The sequence below is a fragment of the Candidatus Omnitrophota bacterium genome, from assembly GCA_041653595.1.
Taxonomy (GTDB): Bacteria; Omnitrophota; Gorgyraeia; order Pluralincolimonadales; family Pluralincolimonadaceae; genus Pluralincolimonas.
The window spans coordinates 25405-52027 of sequence record JBAZFB010000006.1 but is presented as its reverse complement, the minus strand read 5'-3'; the positions used below and the strand labels follow the sequence as shown (position 1 = coordinate 52027).

The following is a 26623-nucleotide window of genomic DNA, read 5'->3' as shown; positions in this document are numbered from 1 at the left end:
ATTCTTGCTTTGATTGGAGGTAGAGTAATAAATTATGCACAAGAAATTATCCGCGGTTTTATTTATCGCGTTAGCGTCATCGACGCTATTTTTTACGCCTTTGTATGCCCACAAGGGCATTAATTATCGCTTACCAACGTTGGATTCGATACTTCCGCCAGCTTTCTCTATAATAGATACCGAAACGGTGGATATCAGCGGCCATATACTGACCGAATCGAAGATCTTATCCTTACGGATAGACGGCAAGCCGGTCAAATTTAGCGGATCCAAGTTCATGATATCTAGTTTGCCGTTATCGGTAGGAAAAAATGTCTTCATATTTGAGATCTTTGATTCGACAGGCAAAAGGAAGTTCTATTCTTACACGCTATATCGTAAAGAGGAATTAGAGGAAGAGGCCGGACCGCTTCCCGAAGCGACGGGATCGCATGAGACAGAAACTAAAAAAGTTTTGTCAATAGATACTAACATCGCGCCAGAGGGTTTTACGCCGGCGCTTATCGCATCTAAGAGTTCGCCTGTTACGCCTGTCTCAACGCCGTCAACTTCGGGTTATAGGATCAAGAACGATGATCCTCAAGTCATTTCCGTTGTCCAACAGATAACAGGCGGCGTTACCGGCGGAGCCGGTAGTACCAATAACTCAAATCCTCGAACTGATCCTGTCCAAATGCCGGTTCTTGATAATAAAGAAGAGCCGATGCTGTCTTTTTCCTCTCCTTATAAAGACCAAATTATAACCGAAAATGCCCTTCAGATAGGCGGCAGGTTTAATGAGTTCGCCCATGTAAAAAGCATAACTATAGGCGGCCGGGAGTGCACGATAAGCCCAGCCAGTTTTACTTTTACGGGTCCGACGCTTCTTTCCCCGGGAGAGGCGCGCCGCAGGAATATTGTAGCCGATTCTCCCGAGTATATCATTATGAAGGTCGATCCGGTAACGCACTCCGGCAAAAACATCCTTACGGCGCAGGTAACCGATGACGCAGGGCATGTTAAAGAAGAGAAGATAACATTTTATTATTATCAGTTGTTTGTGAAGATGCAGTCGACGGGTGAAAATTATGTGTTTCCGCCAATTTATGTTGATTATATTGAGAATGGGAGGCATCGCAGGAAGAATATCAATTACTTTGGCCAGGAAAAACAGATAAAGCTTGAGATCAATTATAACCAGATGTTCAATCGCGATCTCTTCTCCGAGTCTCCTTTCGCGAATTGGTCGGATATAAAGTCTAACATGCGGACGTATTTCCCTTATGGACCGCCTTTTAGCTCTGGCTGGATAATGCTAAGCTCGGTAGATTCTATGGGTTTTTGTTATTACGTTCCCTCGTACGGCCTTCCGTCTTGTACCGTCTCAAATTATCCCTGGCTTAGCAATCCTTTCGATAGTTGTTCCGATATTAATTGGGAATATAAAGAGAGTCCCGGAAGGTTATGGGGCATGACGGTCACGACCCTTCATTCCCCGCCGGTAAAAGATAATCCTTTTATAGTCATATTCAAGAACTGTGATTTTATTGAGACATTCGGCCCCTTTCTATATTATGAACAACCCTTAGATCCTTCAAAATACAAAATAAACGGCAAATACCCGCTAAATCCCCTCTTTGACCCGGCAGACAGGACATACAATTTAAATAGATCGGCCTATATTATTATGGAGAATCCTAATCCTGACACAGATATCGATATAACTATGGAGGCGCCCTCATACGGCGACGGGTTTGGCTATAGCCCAGGCTACTGCAATAAGTTTTTTTCTTGTTATAATATGCAAACTCTGAGCGGCGACATCCTCGTTGACTCCAATAACGACGGTTTTCTGGGCGGCGATGACAATGCCGTCGAACAGGTCGCGCCGGGGTGCGTAAATTGGGTCAATAATGACGACGATTATGATGAGTCAAATATACATTCGGATGATGCCTGCGCGGTAAACAGCAACGGGAACGATGGCTATGACGGGAATATAAACGGTATAAGAGACCTTGAGGATTTTATGCCGATAAATCTAACAATACCCAACATTAAGGAATGGACCACCAACCAAAATGTAAAGTTCTATCTAAAGGCGGAAGGCTCGGGCAGGATTAAGATATTTGAAAGGGTAAAGGATATTAAGAAAATTGGCTCATTCACATATCTAAAGGATATCAACAGCTCCATCGCCCAATTCACCAAACCAATCATAATAAATCTGGCTTCAGGTGACAAGAAAGAACTCGAGTCAAAATATTTCGATGATAATGGCAACTTCCGTGCCATCTTCGAAGGCATCGAGCAAGGGGTGCTTGAGTTATCTCTGATAGTCGAGCTAGGCGAAAATAAGACAGAAGCGATATTGGACGAAGCTTATGTAACTTTAAAAAGCATAAGGGATATGTATAGATTTGTGGATGTCAGGGGCGCTCCTTCCGACGGGAGTGATGGCAAGCTTAGATATAGGACAATTAATGTTGAAAATAAAAATATGTTTATACAAGATCCGAGCAAAGTATTTATGTTTATCCATGGCGCCTGGACCCCAAAGAGTGATGCTGTGACATGGAGCAATACCGTATATAAACGTTTATATAGGAGCGGCTATAGAGGCGGTTTTATTGGGTTCTCGTGGGATACTGCAGAGGGGATATACGATCCGATACCGCTTATTGGAAGTAACAATTTCAAGACGGTTTTCGACAACCAATGGGTAAACTCTTTCCAGACTGGTCAGGTTTTGGCTGATGTAATAGAAAATACCAAAAATGAATTTAAAAATGCTAAAATAAACCTGGTTGCACATTCATTAGGAGGCAATCTTACTTCATATGCTTTGAAATTACTTGCAATTCAGGACAAGAGAAAGATCGTAAATAACGTATTCTTAGTTCAGGTAGCCGTTTCTGGTAACACTTACGCCACTAGACAGGAGAATGACTATTATAAAGATATGTATGTATCAGCTGCGGCAAATAATATTACTGGAAAAGTGTATAATTTGTATTATAGCAAAGACAAATTAATACGCAATTTTTCCGATAACCTAATCGGAGTTTGGTGGTCGGGTTTAATAGGTAACCTGGACTATGGATTGCCGGTTCCGCTGGACAATAATTATGAGGTCCTCCCTTCAAATCGAATGTATGGTTTTTGTGATGTAGGTCTTTATAGACATGAAAAGAGTATGTCGGGAGGATTGGGAAATCAGAATTTAGAGTCAAAATTGTCGAATTTTATGAGTCGTTCATATTTTAGGGGAAATATTCGGCCATTCGGGATTCGAGATCATTTAAGTTTTGGAACGGAGTGTTATTATGATGTTCAAGAATATTTTGGAGGATTTTTAAATCCAAAAAACTTAGAAAAATGGGGGTACTGATGTCTAAATCTTTATTTGTTGTTATGTTGTTGTGTTTAAGTAACATTTGTAATGGCTATCAATCTTTGGATAAATTCGAAATCGCCGGTAAAATAATCGATCAGGATGGCACCTTGATTACGGACGAAGTGGTCCTTACGGCAGAACTTGAGACTGTAACGTATCCTGATGTGGTTAAAAGCAAGTTTTACGATGAGATCAAATCCGAGACTAAAATACTCGAAAAGAAAATTTATGGTGGTACGTTTTCTTGGAAATTGCCGGACGCCACTTTTTGTGATATTAAGGTAGAAAAAGACGGCTATCACGGAAATGCTATAGTCCTTGCAGATTATAAGGAACCGACAGATGATAAGATAATCATAAATGATTTGACAATTCACCTTATAAAAAAAGGATCGCCTTCCAAGCTTGAGTATGTTCATAATGCACATATTCCCGATATAGAAGATAAGGAATCCAAAGGTAAGGAATGCGGTTGGTCCTTTATTAAATTATGGTACTTCCCTGTGGTTGAAGAAGAGACCGTCTGGCTAACGAGGTCTTACGACGAAGAAGGTAGAGCGATTTATACGATGAAAGAACCGGGCGGATTTGTTTGCTTCCCGGGATATCCAATGAGAGAAAGTACTCTGGATAAGCTTTTCGCCAAATTTGAATGGATGCCTCAAGCACCTGAGGATGGTTACGTCCAATCTGTCTGCCCTGAATCAACAGGGGGTTATTGTTTTTATTTCAAAACTCCAGATGGGAAATACGGGAAAATCGCACTTAGTGGAGATTTTGACTACTACATACAACCCGACGGCTCGCGCAACCTCGAAGCGGGGGAGGTGGATGAAGTAGGGCCAATTAATCCAATTGAAGCCGAATGGGAAGGATGGGCGAGATAAAATATTTTTGAAAGTTTTTCCTTCCGCTTTACGTCTATTATAGCAGAAAGGAGACACAGACAAATGCGTCATGATAAGCTAGGTGTTATTTTGGTATTGTGTATGACTGTGCCGTTGGTAAGCGGTTGTGCGCGGGAAAAATCAAAGCAAACTTCATTAAAGCCGGCTTCCGTTGCTAACCAAGAAATCCCGGCCTCAAAAGAAGAAACCGTGCTTGCGCAAGAAGAAAAGAAGCCAATTGCAACTGAAACAGTTTCCCTCCAGAACAAAACCCCCGACCCTAACGAACCAACCATTCCCGAGCCCAGCGCGCCGCGATCAGATACGCTGAGGTAAATCCCGATAAGATATCCAACTGGAGGCACCAGGCTGCCGTAAGGGCCTTGATGCCCGAAGTAAGCGTAGGTTATAACAATGATCTAGATACTACGATATCGACCGCCACATCAAACGGTAGGACGAACTTCTGGGTAGGTCCGGACGACACAAGTTCCGGCTGGGATTTCACGGCCAAATGGGATTTGGGTGACCTTGTATATAATACTGCCCAGACCTCGATAGACTCGCGCTCGAAGCTTATGGTGGAGCTAAGGAACGATATTATGGAGGCACTCAACACCGTTTACTTCGAGAGGAAGAAGCTACAGAAGCAACTTATCAGGATAACCGACAAGGAAAGCCCGGCTTACACGGAAAGAGAGCTCAGGATAGAGGAGCTCACCGCTAGCATTGACGGCCTCACGGGGGGCTACCTCAGCCGCAAGCTCGAGAAAAATTAAATAATTTTTTCCCCGCGCCTAATCGCTTGAAAATCTCTTAGGGATTTTCTGCGCAGGCGCGGGATTATTTTGCAGCATGCGTTCCGCGCGCTGCAAAATTTAACTTGACAAATGATACCATTGTGGTATCATTACTGCCATGAGCATAAGACTGATAAACAGGAATACGGATTACGCCGTGAGGGCGCTCTGCTACATGGCGAAGAAGCAAGAGGGTCTGACGTCGGTGCCGGAGCTTGTCCGGAGCCTCAGGATACCGCGGCCGTTCCTCAGGAAGATACTGCAGACCCTGAACGCTAAAGGGCTCCTTATTTCCCAGAAAGGCGCCGGCGGGGGGTTCAAACTGGCGCGCGGGCCGAAGAAGATATCCTTACTAGAGGTCGTCAAAGTGTTCCAGGGCCCCATCAAATTGAGCGAGTGCGTGCTTCAAAAGGAAGCTTGCCCCAATAAAAAATCTTGTTTTTTAAGGAGGCGGTTAGGTACAATAGAGCAGTTCATAAACATCCAACTGAAACCGATAACAATTGAGGGGATGATCCATGGAAACAAAGATGTTCTGTAGGCAATGCGAGCAGACCGCGCAGGGTACCGGATGCACTATGCAGGGCGTTTGCGGGAAAGACCCGGTCACAGCGACACTCCAGGACCTTCTTATATACGCTATGAAGGGCATCGCCGTTTACGGGAATATGGCGCGCGAGCTCGGCATAAAGGATAAAGAGGCCGACCTTTTCCTGAAAGAAGGGCTTTTTACCACGATAACGAACGTTGATTTCGACCCGGGGCGGCTCAAAGAATTTTTGACGCGCGCGTATGAGGTCAAGGAAAAAATGAAAGGGCTCTTCCTTCGGGAATATAAGAAGAAATACGACAAGGATTTCGCGACACGCCTCCCAGACGCGACCGATTGGAAGCCCGCGAACAGCATAGAAGGGCTGGTCGACCAGGGCAGGCAGGTAGGCGTCCTTTCATGGCCCGCGATGGATGAGGATTCGCGCAGCCTGCAGGAACTCCTGCTTTTAGGCCTTAAAGGCATGGCGGCCTACGCCGACCACGCCGCGGTCCTCGGCCTTGAAGACGAGGAAGTGGACGCGTATTTCCACAAGGCGCTCTCGAAACTCGCCGAAGACAACCTCTCGGTCGAAGAGGCCCTCGCGATGAATATGGAGTTCGGGAAGGTGAATTTCAAATGCCTCGAGCTCCTCGATAAAGCGAATACGGAACATTTCGGCAACCCGTCCCCGACGAGGGTGAAATTGGGCCTGAAGAAGGGCCCTGCGATAATCGTCTCGGGCCACGATCTCCTCGACCTCGAAATGCTGTTGGACCAGACCGAAGGGAAGGGGATAAATGTTTACACGCACGGCGAGATGCTGCCGGCGCACGGATATCTCGCTTTCCATAAATATAAACACTTCGCCGGGCATTTCGGCACCGCGTGGCAGAACCAGCAGAAGGAATTCGACGGCGTGCCTGCCGCGTTCCTGTTCACGACAAACTGCATCCAGAAGCCGCGCGACTCCTATAAGGCGCGGGTATTCACGACCGGGATGGTCGCGTGGCCGGGAGTCACCCATATCCCGGGGTTCGACGATAAAGACTTTTCGCCGGTGATTAGGAAGGCGCTCGAGCTCGACTGGCTCAAGGCGGATAAGATCGAAAAAGAAATAGTCGTCGGCTTCGGCCACAACGCGGTTTTGGGCGTCGCCGACAGGATCGTCGGATCCGTAAAAGAGAACAGGATACGCCATTTCTTCCTCATAGGCGGATGCGACGGCGCGAAGCCGGGCAGGAATTATTACACCGAGTTCGCCGAAAAGGTCCCCAAAGATTGCGTGATACTTACGCTCGCCTGCGGGAAATTCCGCTTCAACACGCTTGAATTCGGAGATATCGGCGGCATCCCGCGCCTGCTTGACCTGGGCCAGTGCAACGACTCATATTCGGCGATAAAGATAGCGCTGGCGCTTGCCGGCGCGTTCGGCTGCGGCGTGAACGACCTGCCGTTATCCATCATCCTTTCCTGGTATGAGCAGAAGGCGGTTTGCATCCTCATTACGCTCCTTTCGCTGGGCGTGAAGAACATAAGGATAGGCCCGTCGCTCCCGGCATTCGTGTCGCCGAACGTCCTCAAAGTCCTCGTTAATAATTTCGGCGTGAAACCCATTACCACGCCCGACGAAGACCTGAAGGCGATCTTAGGGTAGCCGCAGTCCCTGCCGTTTTTGGCAGGGGGTGAAAAAGGTCAAAAGAAAGCGGAATCCGCCAATTTACATTATTTGTGGGTATGACATAATGGAAAACGAAAAATAGGAGGGCGTGTACCATGATGAGAATGATGGGTGTGCTGGTTCTGATCCCTGCATCCGCGTTGCTTACAGCAAGTTTTTTTGTATTGTTCGCGCTCGAAAGAGCGAAAGAGAAGGGCTTGAAGAACTTCGGCAAAGTAGTCGCCGTTGTCTTGATCGTCGTGTCCGTGCTGTTATATGCGAAAGGCATTTATACCATCGCGACAGGCAAATGCCCGATGATGGGGGATATGCAGGGGATGTGCCCGATGATGGGTAAAGGAATGGGCGGCATGGGCATGGAAAAAGGTATGCCCGGAAAGATGCCAGTCGGAAAATAATTAAGTATATCCTCAATTACAGACGCCCCGCTCTTTTGGAGCGGGGCGTTTTGCGTGTAAACCTTTTGGGTGGAGGCGCGTCTAACTATAGTAATAAACATAAATAAATATATTGACATCTCCGTATGTATGATATATCATACAAATCATACAATTCATACAATAACACATTACGGAGGTTAAGATGAAAACTGAATTCAAGGGCGGCCCGGGCGGCGGGTTCCACAGCGTGGTGACTGTAGGTGAGAGGGGACAAGTGGTGGTTCCCGCGGACATAAGGAAGACGTTCAAGATAAAGTCCGGCGATAAGCTTGTCGTCTTCGCCAAGCCGGACGGCATGATCGGGCTTATACAGGCCGAAGAGTTCAACCGTTTCCTTAACGAGGCGACAAAAGTACTTTCCAAACTAAAGGGCAAATTCTGACACTGTGAACAAGAATATTTTCATATATGCTTTTTGTTCTATCCTGCTGCTGAGCGCACCGGCTCCGGCGGAAGAAACGGCGGTGCCTGACTCCGTAACTCCCATGACGTGGGACGATTGCGTCAAGGAATCCGCGAAGAATAATCCCGGCCTTGTCTCGGCCCAGCAGTCCATAAAGAGTTCCAAGGCCGACAAGACGATATCCGCGAGCGGCCTCTTCCCGCAGATAAGCACGGACCTTAACGCCACCAGGTCGAAAAGCTCAGGCGGCACCTCACCGGGCTCATCAGGCGGCACATCAGGCGGCTCAACCGGCGCGGTAAATAATTATAATTACGGCGTCACCGGCAACCAGCTGCTCTTTGACGGTTTCCAGACGATAAATAAGGTAAACGCGGCCGGGGAAAATATCAAAGCCGCCCAGCAGAGCTATAATTTTACGTCCTCGCAGGTCAGGCAGCGCCTCAGGGCGGCTTTTGTCAACCTGCTCAAGGCTCAGGAATCGGTAAAGATAAGCCAGCAGATCTACGAGCGCCGCCGGCAGAATTATGAGCTGGTTACCCTGCGCTATGAGAGCGGCAGGGAAAATAAAGGTTCTCTCCTTACCGAGGGGGCGAACGTCAGGCAGGCCCGGTATGACATCTCCGTGGCGAAAAGGAATATCGACCTCGCGCGGCGCCAGTTGACAAAAGAGATGGGCCTCCTGCAGCTTGTGCCTGTGGAAGCGAAAGGCGATTTTATCGTTAAGGATCCCGCGCGCGAGAAACCGGATTTCATCGCGCTCTCCGTGAACCACCCCTCGCTCCAGCAGCTTATAGCGCAGAAGAACGCCGCGGCTTATAACGTGAAAACGGCCAAAGGCGAATTTTTCCCGACGATAACCGCGCAGGGCAGCGCCAATAAAAATGATTCGCAGTGGCCGCCCAAAGGCAACCAGTGGTCGATAGGCGCCTCGGTATCATTACCCATATTCGAGGGCGGCTTGCGCATAGCGGATGTCTCAAAGGCGAACGCCCTGCTGGCAAAAGCGGAAGCGGATGAAAGGAACTCCAGGGACGGTATAATACAGACCCTCACCGACGCGTGGACGAGCCTGCAGAACGCCCTGGAAAATGTCGAGGTCCAAGACCAATTTTTAACCGCGAGCGAAGAGCGCGCCAAGATAACCGAGGCGCAATATTCCATAGGATTTGTGTCGTTCAACGACTGGATAATAATCGAGAATAATCTTGTTGCGGCGAAGCAATCATATCTAAACGCCCAGGCCCAGGCCCTGACAACCGAAGCCAACTGGATACAGGCGAAAGGAGAAACTCTTGAAAGCATCGAATAAAAAATGGAAGGTGTTCCTCGTCATAATTATCGTTATCGGTATCGCGGCGTTCTTCTTTATGAAGTCGAAGGGCGGCTCAGCGGTCAAGGAGACGACCAGCGAGATAACGGCCGCAATAGGCCCGATCCAGAGTTTTATATCGACCACAGGCACGGTCCTCCCGCAGAACCGCCTTGGGCTTAAGCCGCCGGTGGCCGTCCGCGTCGAGAAGATATTGGTGCGCGAAGGCGATATGGTAAAAACCGGCCAGACGCTGGCGTGGATGAGCTCGACCGAGAGGGCGGCGGTATTGGACGCGGCGAGAGGCAAGGGGGAAGCCGAACTGAAATATTGGGAAGACGCTTATAAAGCCATACCGTTATTGGCGCCTATCGACGGCGAGATCATCGTCGCGACGGTCCAGCCGGGGCAGACACTGACAACCGCCGACGCCGTGCTGGTCCTGTCGGACCGCCTGATAGTCAGGGCGCAGGTCGACGAGACCGATATCGGCAAGATAAAGCTCGGCCAGCCCGCGACCGTGAGCCTAGACGCGTTCCCCGAATCGAAAGTCAATACTACGGTGGGGCATATATATTACGAGTCCCAGACGGTAAATAATGTCACGATATATAATGTCGACCTGGTCCCGGAGAGCGTCCCTGCCTTCTTCCGTTCGGGAATGAACGCGAACATAGATTTCCTGGAACAGAAGAAAGAAGACGCCCTGCTCCTGCCGAACGAGGCGGTGCATAAGGATAAAGAGGGAAGTTATGTCCTGTTGAGCCGGGGCCCGGAGAAGGAGCCGGTAAGGCAGGCCGTCACGACCGGGATCTCCGACGACCTCAACACCGAGATATTATCGGGTATCACCGCGGCCGAGAAGATAGTCGTTAAGGCGCAGAAATACGCGCTTCCCACCGCCGACACCGCGACAAACCCGTTCATGCCGTCAAGGAGCAAGAGTTCCAACAAAAAATGATAGAAATAAAAAATTTAAAAAAGTCGTATTCCATGGGCGCGGCCGAGGTGCACGCGCTCAATAATGTATCCCTGAAGATAGAGGCGGGAGAATTTGTCGCCATCATGGGCGCGTCGGGCTCGGGCAAGTCTACGCTGATGCACCTGTTGGGCCTTTTGGACAGGCCGGATTCCGGCTCATATCTACTCGACGGCAAAGACGTCACGAAACTCTCCGACGATGAACTCGCCGCTACGCGAAACCGGCTTGTAGGTTTTGTATTCCAGCAGTTTTTCCTTTTGCCGAGGATGACCGCGCTCGAGAACGCCGAACTGCCGCTTATTTACGCGGGCAAGCGCCACCTGAAAGAACTCGCGCGCAAGAGGATGCAGGAAGTCGGCCTCGGCGACCGTATGACGCATGAGCCGAACGAACTCTCGGGCGGCCAGCAGCAGCGAGTCGCGATAGCCCGTTCGCTGGTAAATGACCCGCTGATAATTTTGGCCGACGAGCCGACCGGCAACCTCGACTCAAAAAGCAAGGAAGAGATCCTCGCGGTATTGAAGCAATTAAATGAAAAAGGCAAGACGCTCATCATCGTAACGCACGAGAATGAGATCGCGGTCCACGCGAAGCGCATAATAAAAATGCGGGACGGCGAGATAATCTCGGACGAGCCCAATTGCGAAAATAAGGATAAATGCGCGCCCTCACCGGAGGCGGAAAAAATAAGGGAGGCGTTCTCTAAAGAGCAGAAATTCTCGCGCCAGGCCGAGTTCATCGATTACATCCGCCAGGCGGCCAGCGCGATGTGGTCGCACAAGATGCGCACATTTTTGTCGGTGCTCGGCATACTGATAGGCGTCGCGGCGGTGATCGCGATGCTCGCGCTGGGCCAGGGGGCGCAGGAGACGATATCCAAACAATTGTCGTCGCTGGGCTCGAACCTCCTGGTGGTCATGCCCGGCTCGGCGAAGGTCCACGGCGTGGCGATGGGCACAGGCACGGTAACCAGGTTTACTTTCCAGGACGTGGCCGCGATATCAAAAATGAGCGAGGAGATAAGCCGGATATATGCTAACGTCCAGGGCAGGGGCCAGATCGTCTACGGGAACAAGAACTGGAGCACGACGGTAGAAGGCGACGGCCCGGGTTACGCCGAGGTGCGAAACTCGGTCCCGGTCGTCGGCAGGTTCTTCACCGAAGAGGAAGTGAAATTGCGCGATAAAGTCGCGGTGATCGGCTTTACGGTCGCGCGCGAACTTTTCGGCGACTCGAATCCCGTCGGAAAGACGATAAAAATAAACCTCATAAATTTCAAGGTGGTAGGCGTCCTCCCGACGAAAGGGGCCAGCGGCTGGCACGACCAGGACGACATCGTGATCATCCCGGTCACGACCGCGATGTACCGCGTCTTCGGCAAGGATTATATCGACGCGATATTTGTCGAGGTAAAATCGCCGGACCTGATAGAGGAGACGCAGGACGCGATAACCAAACTAATCATAAAACAGCACCGCCTCAGCAAGGATAACGAGGACACATTCCAGATAAGGAACATGGCTGAGATCAAACAGATGCTCGAGACGACGACCAGGACTATGGCGTTATTATTGGGCTCGATCGCGGCGATATCTTTGCTCGTCGGCGGCATCGGCATCATGAATATCATGCTCGTATCGGTGACAGAGCGCACGCGCGAGATAGGGCTGCGCAAAGCGATAGGCGCGCGCAATACGGACATCATGATCCAGTTTTTGATCGAAGCCGCGCTGATATCGTTTATCGGCGGCGTCTGCGGCATCGCGCTCGGCGCGGGCATATCGAGTTTGATAGCGATGATAGCCGGGTGGGCGGTGAAACTTTCCGCGTTCTCGATAATTTTGGCGACGGGTTTCTCTTTGCTCGTAGGCATTGTCTTCGGCAGCTGGCCCGCGCACCAGGCCGCCCAACTGAATCCCATCGAAGCTTTAAGGTATGAATAGTATATTCCGCTCGCTGAGATACAGGAACTTCCGCCTCTTTTTCATCGGGCAGAGCGTCTCACTCATCGGCACATGGATGCAGTCGATAGCGATGAGCTGGCTCGTTTACCGGATGACCGGCTCGGCATTGCTCCTCGGTATCGTCGCTTTCTCCTCGCAGATCCCCACATTTATTTTAAGCCCGTTCGCCGGCGTTTTCGCCGACAGGTATAACCGCCACCGGATAGTTATCGTGACCCAGGTACTGGCGATGATACAGGCGCTTATCCTCGCGGCGCTTACGCTTGCAGGACATATCCAGGTCTGGCAGATAATCGTTTTAGGCCTGTTCCTCGGCTGCATCAACGCGGTCGATATCCCGACGCGCCAGTCATTTTTAATAGACATGGTCGAGCGGAAAGATATGCTCGGCAACGCCATTGCCCTTAACTCTGCCATATTTAATGGGGCACGGCTCATCGGGCCGACGGTCGCGGGGATCCTCGTCGCGCTGGTCGGGGAAGGGGTATGTTTCCTTATCAACGCGATAACTTTCCTTGCCGTCATCGCGAGCCTTTTGATGATGAGATTGACGCCGAAGGAAGAGAAGGGGAAGGAGACGCGCGTCCTGGATGAGATCAAAGAGGGCGTGATTTACGCGTTCGGCTCGAGGCCTATCAGGATGATATTATTCCTGTTAAGCGTGATCAGCATGCTCGGCATGTCGTATGTCGTGCTGATGCCGGTTTTCGCCGCGGATATCCACCGCGGCGGGCCGCTTACGCTCGGCGTGCTGATGGCCGCCATCGGCGTCGGGGCGCTCATCGCGACACTTTATCTCGCGTCGCGCAAAACACCGCCGACCCTTGAAAGGGGAATACCTATTGCCGCCGCGATATTCGCGGGCGGCGTGATCTTATTCGCTCTCTCGCGCGTTTTATGGGTTTCGATAATTTTGCTTGTCGTGACCGGCTTCGGATTCCTCGCGACGACCGCCTCAAGCAACACTATCATCCAGACCATCGTAGACGATGACAAGCGCGGCCGCGTAATGAGCTTCTACACCATGGCTTTTATGGGCATGGCGCCCATCGGAAGCCTGCTTGCCGGCGCCCTCGCCAGTAAAATGGGCGCTCCGGACGCCCTGATGCTCGGCGGCGCGCTCTGCCTCTTCGCCACGTTCGTTTTTTACCGCTTGACTAACCCCCGCCGCTAGTGTAAACTATTTCCTTGCTTGCCTTTATAGATAATTTATAAACTACCTATGAAAAAGAGTGCCGTTTTCGCAGTGATGATGGTTATTTGCCTGATTTCGGGCAATGCGTGGGCATACCGCCTTAGTAATATTGACGTTATGTTAAGGGGTGGAGTCTCCGAAACCTACGATGATAATGTCACCTACGTAAAGGTCGGCAAGATCAAAGATTATATCACCAGGCCGTGGGTCGGCCTCAGCGCCTCTTACGACAACAAGACCACGGTTTTCACGGCGAGCGGCCGCTATTACCACGAATTTTACGCCAACAAGCACGGTTTCAACAACAACGGCGGCGATTTTACCGCGTCTGTCAACTCCGAGCTGTCGAAGTTCGACAGGATAAGCGTTTCCGACTCGTTTTCGCGCACGGAAGAGCCGCGCAGTTTCGAGGATGTGTTCGGGAGGACGGGCGGGCGATACAGTTCGACGAGGAACCGCGTGAACCTCGGCTATGCGCGCGATATTTCGGAGCATTTCGGCGCTTCATTGCGGTATTCGAACGAATACAACACATATTCGCGCACCGACATCCCGAAATCATATTTAAATACGGCCGGAGTCGAAGGCGCATATATCGTCGGCTCGGACCTGACTTTCATCGGGGCGTATGATTTTACTGCCCGTGACTTCAGCCCGGGTGCGAACACCAGGGTCAATACGCTGAGCGGCGGCCTGCGCAAATACATCACGAAACAGTTGTATTTCGACGGTGTGGGCGGAGTGGATTTCATTAATTCTTTCAGCGGCAGGAGATATACGAAGCCGATGGTGCAAGTCTCGCTTTCCGACGACTTCAGCGAGCGCACACGCGCGTCGCTCTATTTCAGCAAACGGTTTGATACGGTTTCGTACTCGCAGGACCTTTTCGATCAGTGGCGGGTTTCGGGCGCGCTCTCGCACGAAATTTTCCAGAAATTGCGCGGGACGCTTTCGGCTTTTTACGGCCGCGGCGAATATATCGGGGCGTCAAGCGTGACGCATCTCATCGGGTCCAGCGCAGGATTGACTTATGACATCAACGACCATTGGAAGGCAACCGCCGATTATTCATACACACATGAGACATCGTCCGTCCCGCTCGGCGGATATTTGAAAAATCGTGTCACTCTCGGGCTGGCCGCTGAATTTTAATGCTTAAACAACACGCGGACATATTCAGGAAATTAATGATCTTCGCGGACCTGGTGCTGGCGGCCGCATCATTTATCCTTGCGTATTTTTTGAGTAATGAAATGAAACAGCTATATCCGCTCGAGGATTACCTTCGCCTCCTGCCGTATTTTGTCGTGGTATGGGTGGGGCTTATGCATTTCCTCGGAATGTATAATTCGTTCCGGACCAAGCCGATCGGCGACGTGATTTCGATAGTTTTCGAGGCAGCGTTCTTCGGTTTCGTGGTGTTCAGCAGTGTCGTATACGTGGTAAAGCTCCACGACGTAAGCAGGACGTTCTTATTTTTGATAATCGGCGTTTCGCTCGTCCTGTTCGCGGCTGAGAAGGTAGTCATAGTAATGTTTTTCAGGTTCCTTAGGAGCAAGGGATACAACACTAGGAACATCCTCATCGTCGGGACGGGCAGGAGGGCGAAGAATTTTGCCGAACTTGTCGGACAGCACGGCGAATGGGGTTTTAAGATTACTCGGATGATAGATGAGGACGAGTTCGGCGACATGGCGAACATCCTGCACCGCAACGTCATAGATCACGTTGTATTCGTCGTGCCGCGGCTCTGGTTCGAGAAGATAGAGGACCTCATACGCATGTGCGAGATAGAAGGTATACCCGCGAGCGTAGTCGTCGACCTGTATGAATTGAAACTCGCGAAAGCGAAGCAGACCGAGTTTTTCGGCATACCGATGCTGACGTTCGAGAGCGCGCCTGACAAGGCTGGAGAATTATTCGTAAAAAGGGCCTTTGATATAGTCGTCTCGGGCTTGGCGCTTATAATTTTATTGCCGGTATTCTTGGGAATCGCGCTCGCGATAAAAGCGACTTCTTCGGGGCCGGTCTTCTTTAAGCAGAAGCGTTGCGGGCTGAACGGCAGGAGATTTATTTTTTATAAATTCAGGACGATGGTCAGCGACGCGGAAGAGAAACTCGCGGAACTGCAGAAATATAATGAGATGGGTGGGCCGGTCTTCAAGATGCAAAACGATCCTCGTATTACGGCGATTGGCCGGCTCCTCAGGAAGTTCAGTCTCGATGAGTTGCCGCAATTGTGGAATATCCTCAGTGGAGATATGAGCGTCGTGGGCCCGAGGCCGCCTATCCCTAACGAGGTCGATAAATATGATAATTGGCAGAGGCGGCGCCTGAGCATGAGGCCCGGGCTTACCTGTCTCTGGCAGACGAGCGGCCGCAACGAGATAAAAGATTTCAACCAATGGATGAAACTCGACCTGCAATACATCGACAACTGGTCCATTTGGCTGGACCTGAAAGTATTTTTTAAAACAATCCCCGTAGTCTTATTAGCGAAAGGAGCGAAGTGATGAGGTACGCAATACTCGTGTTTTTGTTTATCGCAAGCGTGGCATTCGCTGACGAAACGATAAAACGGTCAGATTTCGCCCAGCCGAAGGCAGCCATCCCGCAGGCGGCGACTCCACGCGCCGGGACTATCCCCGTTGCACAGGAGGGGACAGGTCCATCTCTTGTTAACTCTGCCCCCATCGCTGAGGCAGTAACGCCTCAGCCCGCACGCCCCAAAGAATACAAAGTCGGCGTTGACGACATCCTCGATATAAACGTCCTCCAGCCGGAGCAGATGGCGCTTACGGTAACGGTATCGCCGGACGGCTCGATAACGTTCCCGTATATCGGCAGGGTGGAGGTAAAAGGCAAGACGCCGGCTGAAATCCAGGATGAGATACAGAGTCGCCTCGCCGACGGCTACCTGAAATACCCGGTCGTTTCGGTAGCGCTCAAGCAATCCCAAAGCAAAAAATTTTATGTCTATGGCGAGGTCTTAAAGCCCGGCACATACCTGCTCGAGGATAATATGACGGTCCTCAAGGCGATCTCAAGCGCCGGCGGCTTCACCAGATACGGCTCCTCAAGCCGCGTAAAGGTCCTTCGTCCTAAAGTCAAAGGCGCGGGTTACGATATGATAAAGGTCAACATGAAACTCATAATGAACGGCCTCGCTAACGACGTCGTCCTCGAACCCGGCGACATCGTGCAGGTCGAAGAGGGGGTATTCTAATGGACGAATTAACTTTAAGAGATTACCTGAAAGTTATCTTCAGGCAGAAATGGGTCATTATCATGGCCATCATCACTGTTACGGCTGTCATGGCACTTGGGTTGTGGATAAAGACACCGACGTATCAGGCGACGGTCAAGATGTCCGTAACTGCGCAGAAGGGAGTAGAGTCGCCATATTACATCCCGCTCATCGGTATGCAGAACATACAGGTTGCCCTTACCCAGAGCGAGATAGTCAAGTCAATGCCTGTTCTCGAGCGCACGCTTAAAGCAATCGGCCTCAAGCCGCTCGATTTCGAAAAGAAATTTGCCAGCCCGCCATGCAAAGCCATTATTGATTTGAAGGTCGCCTTATTAAATAAGCAGCTCGCTGAGATAACCGCGAAGACCACCGACCCAAAGGTGGCCGAACAGCAGAAACAAAGCATCCTATTCCGCCTTGCCATCGAGGAGCTAAAAGAAAACGTCAATGTTGAGCCGATCCGCGACACAAACCTCTTTACGATATCCTACCAGGATTTCGACCCGGGCATCGCCGCGGCTATTGCCAATATCATTAGCCGCTCGTATGTCATATTCGACCTCGAACAGCAGTTAGCTGAGATGCAGATGAAATACGGAGAGAAGAACCTAGCGGTCATGCAGCTTAGAGACAGTATAGCGCAGATGGAGAAGAGCTTAAACGGCCAGACGCTGCCAAACATCGAGGCTATCGGCCCGGCAAGCGTAAAGGTAATCGAGCAGGCGATACCGCCGATAAAGCCGACCGGCCTGCCAAAGGTTCTTATGCTTATCCTAGCGTTCTTTATGAGCATATTCCTCGGCGTCATGCTCGCGTTTGGTTTTGATTATATGGACCAGACATTCAAATGCCCGGAAGATATCGAGCGGACGTTGAATGTGGCTTTCCTCGGCTCTATCCCGAAGAAACCAAAGCCGAACGATTACGAGCATATATCGGACCAACTTTGCTTTGAATTGAAGGACAGGAAGTTAAAGTCGGTTATAATAGCCGCCGCTTATCCGAAAGAAGGGGTCACTATGGCCATAATGAACATCGCGAAAAGCATCTCCAATAAATGCAGGCCGAAGGTCCTTGTCATTGACGCCAATCTGCGTAAACCCGCCATCCATACAGCTTTTAAGATCGCCAACAAAGAAGGCCTTGTGGATGTGCTCGAAGGAAAGGTCTCATTTGACGAGGCGGTCAATAACATTACCGAAAACCTCGCCGTCCTGACCAGCGGCAAAATAAACATGAACCCGGGCACCCTGCTGGAATCCCAGAAAATGGGCGTGCTCATAGACCATGCCAAGGAAAAATACGAGGTGGTATTTGTGGATTGCGCAAACCTTAGGGAAGCGAAGGATGCCATCGTATTAAGCCAGCACGTCGACAGCGTGGTGTTCATAGTCGAGGAAGGCCGCACCCGCCGCCAGGCCGCGCAGAAGGCCGTAGAGTCATTGCGAGGGAGCGAAGCGCTTGAAGCAATCTCTAAGAGGAAAGTCGTTTTCCTCGGAGCAATCTTGGGCAGCCGCACCTTCGCCATTCCGAAGGCCATATACGAGAGGGTGTAGAGCGCATAGGATGTCCCCCAATGCCCGCTTCTGACGGGGGACGTCCCATGACTACAGAATATGCGGATACCGTCATAGCGTTATTGATGCAATTATTAACAATAAAAGGTATGTTATACCCAAAATGATTTATGATAAGCTTTCAAATAAATAACAGCCTAAGGAAGAGATATCCACTGATTGCCGCGGTCACTAAAAATATCAAGGCGTTCTTCTGGTTTCTTTTTCCTCCGGTTTCTTTCAGCAAGTCCACTTATTACTTCAAGGATTTTAAATCTCCCGTATCGCAAGTTATCCTTCCAGCAGATCAGAAATTCGTGATTATAGGAAGCTATGATGAATTAGTTGAGCTCATAAGGACAGAGGCTTTCTGGGACAGGCTGCTTATTGACGACGTGAAAATAAGATTTAAAGAGAAACAGCTATGTTTTGCCATGCTCTTATCAGGTAAATTGGTGGCTATTTCATGGTGCAGTGATAATTCCAGAGATCACATCTATCCAAAAATCGCCCGAGGCGATATGCTTAATGAAGTCCCGTATCTTTATGGCCTGCTTATAGACAGGGACTTTATCGTGAAGAGAAGTATAACAATGAATTCCTACCTATCGGGCTTTGCTGTTCTGTGCGATAGGGGGTATAAGGGAGTGAGATGGTACGTTAAGACCGATAACAGATTTGCCAAAAGCATGGCGAAGAAACTTGGCGCGCAGGACCGCGGCTACGTCAATAATATTAGGATATTATGGTTCTGGTTCTACGATCATTCGGGAGAGAGAGTTGCAAAAACAAGTAAATAATGTCCCGGCTTTAGTATATCCATATGAAACAGTATGTGGTTACGGCGCGGTACGCAGTATTTATATGGCGGATAGAAGCGTTCCCATAATTGGACTGAACCATCGACACAGTTTCATGTCGTCATCGCGGCTGTTTCAAGCTCGCCGCTGTCCCGACCCGGCCAGGGAACCCGAACATTTCGTATCATTTTTGGTTGATCTCGGTAAAAAAGTTAAAAAAGCCGTATTATTTCCATGCGATGACATTTCCGTTTTTCTTATATCGAGCAATAAGAAAGTGCTTGAGGAATATTATCAGTATCCATATCTGGAAAAAGATGCTTTATTCTGGGGATTTGACAAATGGCAAATGTATCTGAAAGCTAGGGACCTCGGGATTCCTGTCCCGCGCACTTTATCTCTGAAGGATATCGCGGATATTGATTCGTGGGAGGGTAAGCTGCGGTTCCCGGTTATAATTAAACCTATTGCCAGGTTTAATATGGAAGGTGGAAAGATCAGCAAGATTCATGAGTTTATGCATGTATATGAATATGTCAAGGCGCTTGTATGCCACGATCAGGAAGAGTTGATTTGCAGGGCTAAAGATGTTCTAAGTAGAGGGCTTGAGGTAATAATCCAGGAAGAGATACCGGGACTATGTGAAACTTTATTTGAGTGTAAGTTCTATTCGGATAAATCGGGCAGCATGCGCTTATTCTCCTCGAAGAAGATCAGGCAATTTCCGGCAGATTTTGGCATATGTACCTTCGGAGAAAAGATTGATTGTCCCGAAATAGAGTCGTACACCAAATCATATGTCAGCGCGATAGGCTATAAAGGCATAGGAGAGACGGAGTTTAAATACGACGCAAGGGACGGCGCCTATAAATTCCTTGAGCTTAATCCGCGCTCCAATCACTGGATGTCACTTGCGGCTTTTCGTGGCATGAATTTTGTAGCCATGCAATATCAGGAATATTCCGGACTCAGTATTGGAGAGTATAAGGCTAATAAGTTAAAAACAAAATGGTTTTATATAAAGGGCGAGTTAGAATATCTGGCAGCGTACAGCCTGGATAAAAAATCCATATATCATTTGCCTTTTTTTACCCAGATCAGGTCTCTGGCAACAAGAGAGGCAGTAGAGGCCGTACTATCATGGGAGGATCCGTTCCTTAGCCTAACTTACGCCGTGATAAGCGTTTCCATGTTTATCCGCAGATATATACGTAAGTTGATATGCAAAATTACCAACATAGACATCTCGCGCCACGGAATCACGGTAAAAAATAATCGCAAATCGGAAGGGGCGGGAAAGTGTCGCAGCTAAGCTGCATAATAATAGCCAGGAACGAGGGAAAGAACATAGGCCGCTGTATCGGATCCGTTATGCAAACGATAAAAAATATTGATAAATCCGAAATAATTCTTATAGACTCATACTCAAGTGACGATACAGTAGATATTGCGAAGAGTTACCCGATCAGGATTATTGGAATGAGGCCTTCGTGGAAATTGTCCCCTTCTGCGGCGCGTTTTACAGGAACAAATTATGCTTGCGGAGAATACCTGTTATTTATGGATGGGGATATGGAGCTGGTAAATGGATGGGCAGAGGAGGCCATAGGTTTTCTTGAAGCTAATAATGATGTTGCGGCAGTAATGGGTAAGCAATATGACATCTATGTAACAGCCGATGGTGAGCGTTCCGAGCCGCACGTTTCCAGAGATGGCAAAGGGCTTAAATATGAAAGGCAGGTAAGTTATGTATTTCAGTCCGCTGTTTTTCGCAGAAAATATCTTGTGGAAGCCGGAGGATTCCACCCGTTCTTAAGGGCAGAGGAAGAGGCGGAATTGTCGTGGCGCCTAAAAAAGCTGGGATACAAGTTATATTATCTTCCGTACGATTCCATATATCATTATTCTATTCCAAGAAAAACATTTAAAGAAACGACTCGTCGTATTAGAAACAATTTATGGCAAGGTATGGGTGATACGTTTTCCTGGGTTTTATATAACGGAGAATTCGGGGTTATTTGGGACAGGTTTATGCCGTATATTGTCTACACAATACTGGCGGTATGTATAACGACAGGTATTTTCATTAACAGCGGAAATTCCCGCATTGTTTTTACGGTTTTAGCCTGTCTTTTATTCATAGGTATAAGCATAAAGAAGGGGAGCGTTCATCAAGCCGTGCTAAGTCTTATAAATATAAGCGTCATATCGCTATGTCTTATAGGCGGCGTTTTTAGAAAAATACCTGCTATTGATAAATATCCAAAGGATGCAATTGCAGTAAAATGATCATAACACTATGAAAAAGACAATAAAAGATTACATTACAGTACTTTTCGGTACCGGTTTCTCCAGGGGCGTATCGTTTTTAAATTCGATAATAGTTGCCCGCATCCTGGGCCCGGCCGATTTTGGAAAGTTTTCAATATTCTTTACGGTTATGGTGCTAACGTGGCTGTTCCCTCAGGCATTTGACGCAACGTTCATTCGCAACGCTGCTATTGCCGAAAGCGATGACGAAAAACGGGAATATTTTAAGATGGCCGTGATAATGAAGATAATTTATTCGGTCATCGCGATAGTCATTTCATATCCGCTATCTATTCTTCTGGCAAAATACTGTTTCCAGAAGCCGGGCATCGAATGGGTCATAACGCTTGCCGTTATATCCGGTGTTTTTCAGTCATTTTTGATGACCATAGCCAGTATCTACCAGGAGAGAGAGCACTTTACGATGTTTTCGTTTTTCTATTCATTTTATACAGTAACGATATTTTTAATGTTAATACTCAGCGTTGTATTCGGCATGCGCCCATCGTTTAACATGGCGATAGCAATGTACGCCTCGGTTTCTCTTGCGATAGGAACTGTAAGCATTTATCTTATATTTAAACGCAAGATCCGGAACCTTCTACCTCTGGATACAAAAATATTAAATTCGTCATTTGCTTTTGGCAAGTGGATATTTGGAACGATGACACTGGGATATCTTTTTACACGACTGGATCTTTTCTTCCTGCCTAGATATGTAAAGTTTGAATCCGTAGGTATATATTTTTCGGCTCAGCAGTTTATTTTGGTTATATCGGTAATGACGGGTTCGCTTTCGAACGTATTTTTACCCAAAGGCTGCAAGGCGCTTGAATCAAGGGCCACCTATGCTAGATTCATAAAGGAATCATTTATAATAAGCAGCGCAATCAATATTCTTGTTGTTATTTTAATTATATTCGCGCATAGTATTATAAGGGTGCTTTATGGGCCTGACTACGAATCGGCTGGATCGATCATGAGGATATTGCTTTTAGGATACCTATTTTCGATAGTTTATATGCCGTTTTCAGCATTATTCTTTGCGCTGGGCATGATGAAGCAAAGATTTATGCTAGAGGCGTCGAAGTTTGTGATTGCCCTGATACTTCTTTTTATGCTGGTTCCCTCGTACGGAATATGGGGCGCCGCGATTTCGATAACCATAACTTTCATATTGAATTCGGCGGTGTCAATGATTTATATAAAAAATAAGGTTGATAACCATTTCGTGTCCCATGCCTGATAGAGAAAAACTCAATAACGGTCCATTCCTTCTAATAGTAGCTACGGCTCTTATTATTGTTACGCTACTATTGTCGTTTATTATTTCCGTAGACGTGTTTATTGCCGCCTTCTTTTTTCTGTGCTTATTCGGCCTAGTTCTAGCGCTATGCACGCCGCAGGTCGCTATTTTCCTTTTTGGCTTTTTCCTGGTTATGCAGTCGTATATGCTGCATGTATTTCGCCTTAAGATAATACAGAATCTGGACGAAGCTGCCATAATAGTTTTGTTCACACTTATGGTTATAAGGAGACTCGCAAGGAAAGAAAAATTTTTCGGTTCCCCTATTGATATGCCAGTTATTGCGCTTATTCTTTTAGGATTCGCGAGCAGTATTACCAATAGGATAGTGTCGTTTCAAACGACAATAGGCGGCGCCGTATTGTTTGTTAAAGGTTTCCTCTTGTTCTACATATTCGCTTATTCCGATTTCAAAGAGAAGCACCTGAAATACTACATGAAAGGATTTCTGATTGTTGGTTTCATCGTTATGCTTTATGGCGTATTAGCTGTTATCTGGCCCAACGCTTTTTTAGTAAAACTGGGGTATTTACCCAATACGACAAGCTTCGGGTTTGCTGCAATGCAATCTGTGTTTGGTCACCCCGGCGCTTTCGGCGCTTTTATGGCAATACTCGGATGTTATAGTATGGCGGCATTTTTGGTGACGGGGAAAAGAAAATACGCAATACTCATAGCGGTATTTATGGTCGGCATTATATTCTCATTTCGCCGGACCTCTCTTTTTGGATTTGTTTTGGTTACATTGATGGCTATTTCGAAATGGCCTGCTCAAGTTAGCGCTAAAAAAATCGCAAAGAAAAATGCGATAGCAATACTTCTTATCATATTGTTGTTATTTTCCGGTTTTGTTATGACGATTTACAAGGATCTATACAAAAATTATATTACGGCAGGCGAGACCCCTAGGAGCATCCTGTTTAAGACCGGAGTTAAGATCGCCGTTGATAATTTCCCGCTCGGATCCGGTTTTGGAACTTTTGGCAGCGGAATTAACAGGGCAGACTACAGCCCTCTTTATTACAAGTACGGATTGAGCAATATATGGGGGTTCACGCCAGATTCTCCAAGTTTTATAAATGATACATTCTGGCCACACGTTATGGCCGAAACGGGTTTTTTCGGTATATTGTTGTATATTTCGGTAATATTTGGATTCTTTAAGATTCTTCGAGAGAGTTTCCATCTCAAAACAAGCCAAATTGTCAGTATTTTTGCTTTTGGTGCGTTTCTTGTGTTTACAGAAAGTCTTATAGAGTCCCTAAAAGCTACATTTTACGAAACGTCATTATGGACGTATTTCTATTTCGGAAGCCTCGGCATACTATGGTCATTTGTAAAACAGGGCAGCGGAGAGCACGATTTGAAGGTTGGCGGCGCTAATCGAGAATCGAATGAAAATTCTGGTAGTTAATAAATATTTTTATGAAAAAGGCGGGTCGGAAAAAGTATTTTTTGCCACCAGAGAGCTATTAAAGGCTAATGGGCACAGGGTGCTTGATTTCTCTATGCATCACCCTTTTGATCTTGAATCGGATAATAGTAAGTACTTCGTCTCGAATGTTGATTATAACAAAAATGGATGGCGCGCCAAAGCCATTAATGGCCTGAAGCTTCTCTATTCCTGGGAAGCCAGTTCTAAAATCAACAGTTTATTGAAGACCGAAAAGCCTGACATTGCGCATTTGCATAACATACACCATCAGATATCGCCTTCCATAATCCGAGTATTGAAAAAACACGGGGTGCCGATAGTCATGACGTTACATGACTATAAGCTTGTCTGCGCATCGTACAGGCTGCTGAATCGGGACAATATCTGTGATAGTTGTAAAAATGGAGCATACTATCAGTGCGCATTAAAAAAATGCGTGAAAGGATCTTTTTCTAAGAGCCTTCTCAATACTCTGGAGATGTACCTTCATCACACGGTAATGCATATCTATGACGATGTAAATGTTTTCATCTCCCCGAGCAGATTTCTAAAAACAAAAATGAATGAAATGGGATTTCGCGGTAAAATAGTATATCTCCCGAATTTTATCTCGGCCAATGGATACCAGCCTGATTTTGATCATAAGGAAAATGAAATTACTTACTTCGGAAGGCTCTCCGAAGAAAAAGGAGTTCTAACGCTACTTAAGGCTATAAAGAAACTTCCAAATATAGTTGTTAATATTGTGGGAGATGGACCGTTAAAAGAAACGCTTGAAAAGGAGGCGTTTCTGGACGGAATAAAAAATATCAGGTTTTTCGGGCATTTAAAAGGCGCCGACCTTCACTCCGTAATAAAAAGATCGATCTGCACGGTACTTCCATCGCAGTGGTATGAGAATAATCCTTTATCCGTGCTTGAGAGCTTTGCCCTCGGAAAGCCGGTTATAGCTTCGCGCATAGGGGGGATTCCGGAGTTGGTAATGGATGGCGAAACTGGACTTACGGCGGAAGCAGGCAATTCAGAAGACCTCGGTAAAAAAATAGAGTATTTATCAAGTAATGCCGCAAGTGCTACCGCCATGGGCAGAAAAGCGAGAAAGTTTATCGAGCAGGAATTTAATGCAGATAAACACTACCTTTCGTTAATGCAGATATACGATGAGGCAATTCGGGAAAGTATTAAATGAAAAAAGTGATCGTGGTTGCTTACGACCTGAATTTCTTTATAGGTTCCGAATGCCATGTTGCCGCATCGTGGGTAGAGGTGCTTTCAAGATATTGCGAAGTATATGCAATAGTAGACAATCATCATAAAGAAGATATTGAAAGATGTGATAGTTTAAGAAACGTAAAATTCTTTTACGTAGATACAAAGAGGCACCGGTATGAGCCCTGGAATAAGATAGGCCTTGGATATCTTATGCTTTATCGGGAATTTATAATAAATTGTCGAAGAGTAATAGCGGCCATATTAAAGGATGGCGGAATAGATGTTATACATTGTTTAACTCCGGAAGGCATATACTACTTCAATGATCTATATAAGTTCAAAGTCCCGGTCTATGTGGGGCCGGTGGGCGGCGGCCTGAAATTAGATATCCGCACAATTCGCGCCTATAGGGGCCAAGTCTTGTTGTACCTGGGCAAGTCCCTCATCGCATCGTTTATAACGGTTATTCCTGGGTGGCGGAAATATTTTAGGAAAGCGTCAAAAATTATCATAGGTACAAAATATATGAGGCCACTGTTGCCATCCGGGTGCGAAGGTAAAATACTCGAGATTTTCGATACTATGGTTGACACTAGGATTAAAAAACGGGCAAAAGGATCAAATGGAAATAAAGACGGAACGGTTAAAATTTTATTCGCCGGCAGGCTCACAGCGCATAAAGGTGTCTGGCTTGCCATCGATTCCGTAGAAGCCCTGGGTAACGCAGTTAGCGCGCGATACGAGTTTCATATAGCGGGTAGCGGACCTTTAAGTAAAAGTTTGCGTGAATACGTCGACAGAAAAGGCCTCTCGGGGGTTATAAAGTTTATTGGGCATGTGCCTTTAGAAAAATACAGGGCCATGTTCGTTGATTACGATATTTTTCTGTTTCCGGCCCTTCAGGATCCCGGCGGAACAGTAGTGCTGGACGCTATGGCAAGTGGTCTGCCGGTTGTTTGCGTCGCTTATGGCGGGCCCGATATCAGCGTGAATGACGAAGTTGGCATAAAGGTGCCGATAGGCAGCTACTCGCACATGGTTGACGGTATATCGCACGGATTAAATATACTTATAGAAGACGGCGATATGCGCGAGAGGAAAGGCGCTAGAGCGGTGGAGCTGGTTAACGAGAGATTTGGCGCCGATATTCTGGAAAAAAAGATACTAGAACTATACGGAGTATAA

Annotated in this window: 23 protein-coding genes; all 23 read left to right on the top strand. The window is 47.7% G+C overall.

Going from position 1 to position 26623, the window contains the following annotated elements; translation table 11 throughout:
• The first annotated feature begins 34 nt into the window (after positions 1–34).
• The 23 genes from WC317_03840 (at position 35) to WC317_03730 (ending at position 26623) form a co-directional block, all read left to right on the top strand.
• Entirely contained in the window at positions 35–3370 is a 3336-nt protein-coding gene (locus WC317_03840) for an alpha/beta hydrolase (protein MFA5339266.1), read from the top strand.
• Complete coding sequence (locus WC317_03835; protein ID MFA5339265.1) at positions 3370–4263, top strand: hypothetical protein; 894 nt, start codon at positions 3370–3372, stop codon at positions 4261–4263. The genes WC317_03840 and WC317_03835 overlap by 1 nt, the downstream gene beginning before the upstream one ends.
• A gap of 63 nt (positions 4264–4326) precedes the next feature.
• Positions 4327–4599, top strand: a complete 273-nt coding sequence (locus WC317_03830; protein ID MFA5339264.1) for a hypothetical protein — start codon at positions 4327–4329, stop codon at positions 4597–4599.
• A 50-nt stretch (positions 4600–4649) separates the two neighbouring features.
• A complete protein-coding gene (locus WC317_03825) occupies positions 4650–5042 on the top strand; it encodes a hypothetical protein (GenBank protein MFA5339263.1) in 393 nt (130 codons plus the stop codon).
• Positions 5043–5181: 139 nt separating this feature from the next.
• Positions 5182–5604: an Rrf2 family transcriptional regulator gene (locus WC317_03820; GenBank protein ID MFA5339262.1), complete on the top strand. Its 423-nt coding sequence runs from the start codon at positions 5182–5184 to the stop codon at positions 5602–5604.
• Positions 5594–7249 (top strand): hydroxylamine reductase, encoded by a 1656-nt coding sequence (gene hcp / locus WC317_03815; protein MFA5339261.1) that lies wholly within the window; start codon positions 5594–5596, stop codon positions 7247–7249. The genes WC317_03820 and hcp overlap by 11 nt, the downstream gene beginning before the upstream one ends.
• A gap of 119 nt (positions 7250–7368) precedes the next feature.
• Entirely contained in the window at positions 7369–7671 is a 303-nt protein-coding gene (locus tag WC317_03810) for a hypothetical protein (GenBank protein ID MFA5339260.1), read from the top strand.
• A gap of 184 nt (positions 7672–7855) precedes the next feature.
• Positions 7856–8095 carry an AbrB/MazE/SpoVT family DNA-binding domain-containing protein gene (locus tag WC317_03805; GenBank protein MFA5339259.1) on the top strand — a complete coding sequence of 80 codons (240 nt, stop codon included), beginning with the start codon at positions 7856–7858 and terminating at the stop codon, positions 8093–8095.
• A gap of 82 nt (positions 8096–8177) precedes the next feature.
• Positions 8178–9428 carry a TolC family protein gene (locus WC317_03800; protein ID MFA5339258.1) on the top strand — a complete coding sequence of 417 codons (1251 nt, stop codon included), beginning with the start codon at positions 8178–8180 and terminating at the stop codon, positions 9426–9428.
• Positions 9412–10389 carry an HlyD family efflux transporter periplasmic adaptor subunit gene (locus WC317_03795; protein MFA5339257.1) on the top strand — a complete coding sequence of 326 codons (978 nt, stop codon included), beginning with the start codon at positions 9412–9414 and terminating at the stop codon, positions 10387–10389. The genes WC317_03800 and WC317_03795 overlap by 17 nt, the downstream gene beginning before the upstream one ends.
• Complete coding sequence (locus WC317_03790; GenBank protein ID MFA5339256.1) at positions 10386–12353, top strand: ABC transporter permease; 1968 nt, start codon at positions 10386–10388, stop codon at positions 12351–12353. The genes WC317_03795 and WC317_03790 overlap by 4 nt, the downstream gene beginning before the upstream one ends.
• The gene (locus WC317_03785) at positions 12346–13548 is read left to right on the top strand and encodes an MFS transporter (protein ID MFA5339255.1); all 1203 of its coding nucleotides are present in this window, start codon (positions 12346–12348) and stop codon (positions 13546–13548) included. The genes WC317_03790 and WC317_03785 overlap by 8 nt, the downstream gene beginning before the upstream one ends.
• 138 nt (positions 13549–13686) lie before the next feature.
• Positions 13687–14721, top strand: a complete 1035-nt coding sequence (locus WC317_03780) for an outer membrane beta-barrel protein (protein MFA5339254.1) — start codon at positions 13687–13689, stop codon at positions 14719–14721.
• Entirely contained in the window at positions 14721–16082 is a 1362-nt protein-coding gene (locus WC317_03775; GenBank protein MFA5339253.1) for a sugar transferase, read from the top strand. Before WC317_03780 ends, WC317_03775 begins: the two co-directional genes overlap by 1 nt.
• Entirely contained in the window at positions 16082–16795 is a 714-nt protein-coding gene (locus WC317_03770; GenBank protein MFA5339252.1) for a polysaccharide biosynthesis/export family protein, read from the top strand. The genes WC317_03775 and WC317_03770 overlap by 1 nt, the downstream gene beginning before the upstream one ends.
• Positions 16795–18375, top strand: coding sequence for a polysaccharide biosynthesis tyrosine autokinase (locus tag WC317_03765; GenBank protein ID MFA5339251.1), 1581 nt, complete (start codon positions 16795–16797; stop codon positions 18373–18375). Before WC317_03770 ends, WC317_03765 begins: the two co-directional genes overlap by 1 nt.
• 131 nt (positions 18376–18506) lie before the next feature.
• Entirely contained in the window at positions 18507–19175 is a 669-nt protein-coding gene (locus WC317_03760) for a hypothetical protein (GenBank protein MFA5339250.1), read from the top strand.
• Positions 19156–20487, top strand: a complete 1332-nt coding sequence (locus tag WC317_03755) for a hypothetical protein (GenBank protein MFA5339249.1) — start codon at positions 19156–19158, stop codon at positions 20485–20487. Before WC317_03760 ends, WC317_03755 begins: the two co-directional genes overlap by 20 nt.
• Positions 20475–21464: a glycosyltransferase gene (locus tag WC317_03750; GenBank protein ID MFA5339248.1), complete on the top strand. Its 990-nt coding sequence runs from the start codon at positions 20475–20477 to the stop codon at positions 21462–21464. The genes WC317_03755 and WC317_03750 overlap by 13 nt, the downstream gene beginning before the upstream one ends.
• 10 nt (positions 21465–21474) lie before the next feature.
• The gene (locus tag WC317_03745) at positions 21475–22731 is read left to right on the top strand and encodes an oligosaccharide flippase family protein (protein ID MFA5339247.1); all 1257 of its coding nucleotides are present in this window, start codon (positions 21475–21477) and stop codon (positions 22729–22731) included.
• Positions 22724–24205 carry a hypothetical protein gene (locus WC317_03740; protein ID MFA5339246.1) on the top strand — a complete coding sequence of 494 codons (1482 nt, stop codon included), beginning with the start codon at positions 22724–22726 and terminating at the stop codon, positions 24203–24205. The genes WC317_03745 and WC317_03740 overlap by 8 nt, the downstream gene beginning before the upstream one ends.
• Complete coding sequence (locus tag WC317_03735) at positions 24186–25415, top strand: glycosyltransferase family 4 protein (GenBank protein MFA5339245.1); 1230 nt, start codon at positions 24186–24188, stop codon at positions 25413–25415. Before WC317_03740 ends, WC317_03735 begins: the two co-directional genes overlap by 20 nt.
• Positions 25412–26623, top strand: coding sequence for a glycosyltransferase family 4 protein (locus WC317_03730; protein ID MFA5339244.1), 1212 nt, complete (start codon positions 25412–25414; stop codon positions 26621–26623). The genes WC317_03735 and WC317_03730 overlap by 4 nt, the downstream gene beginning before the upstream one ends.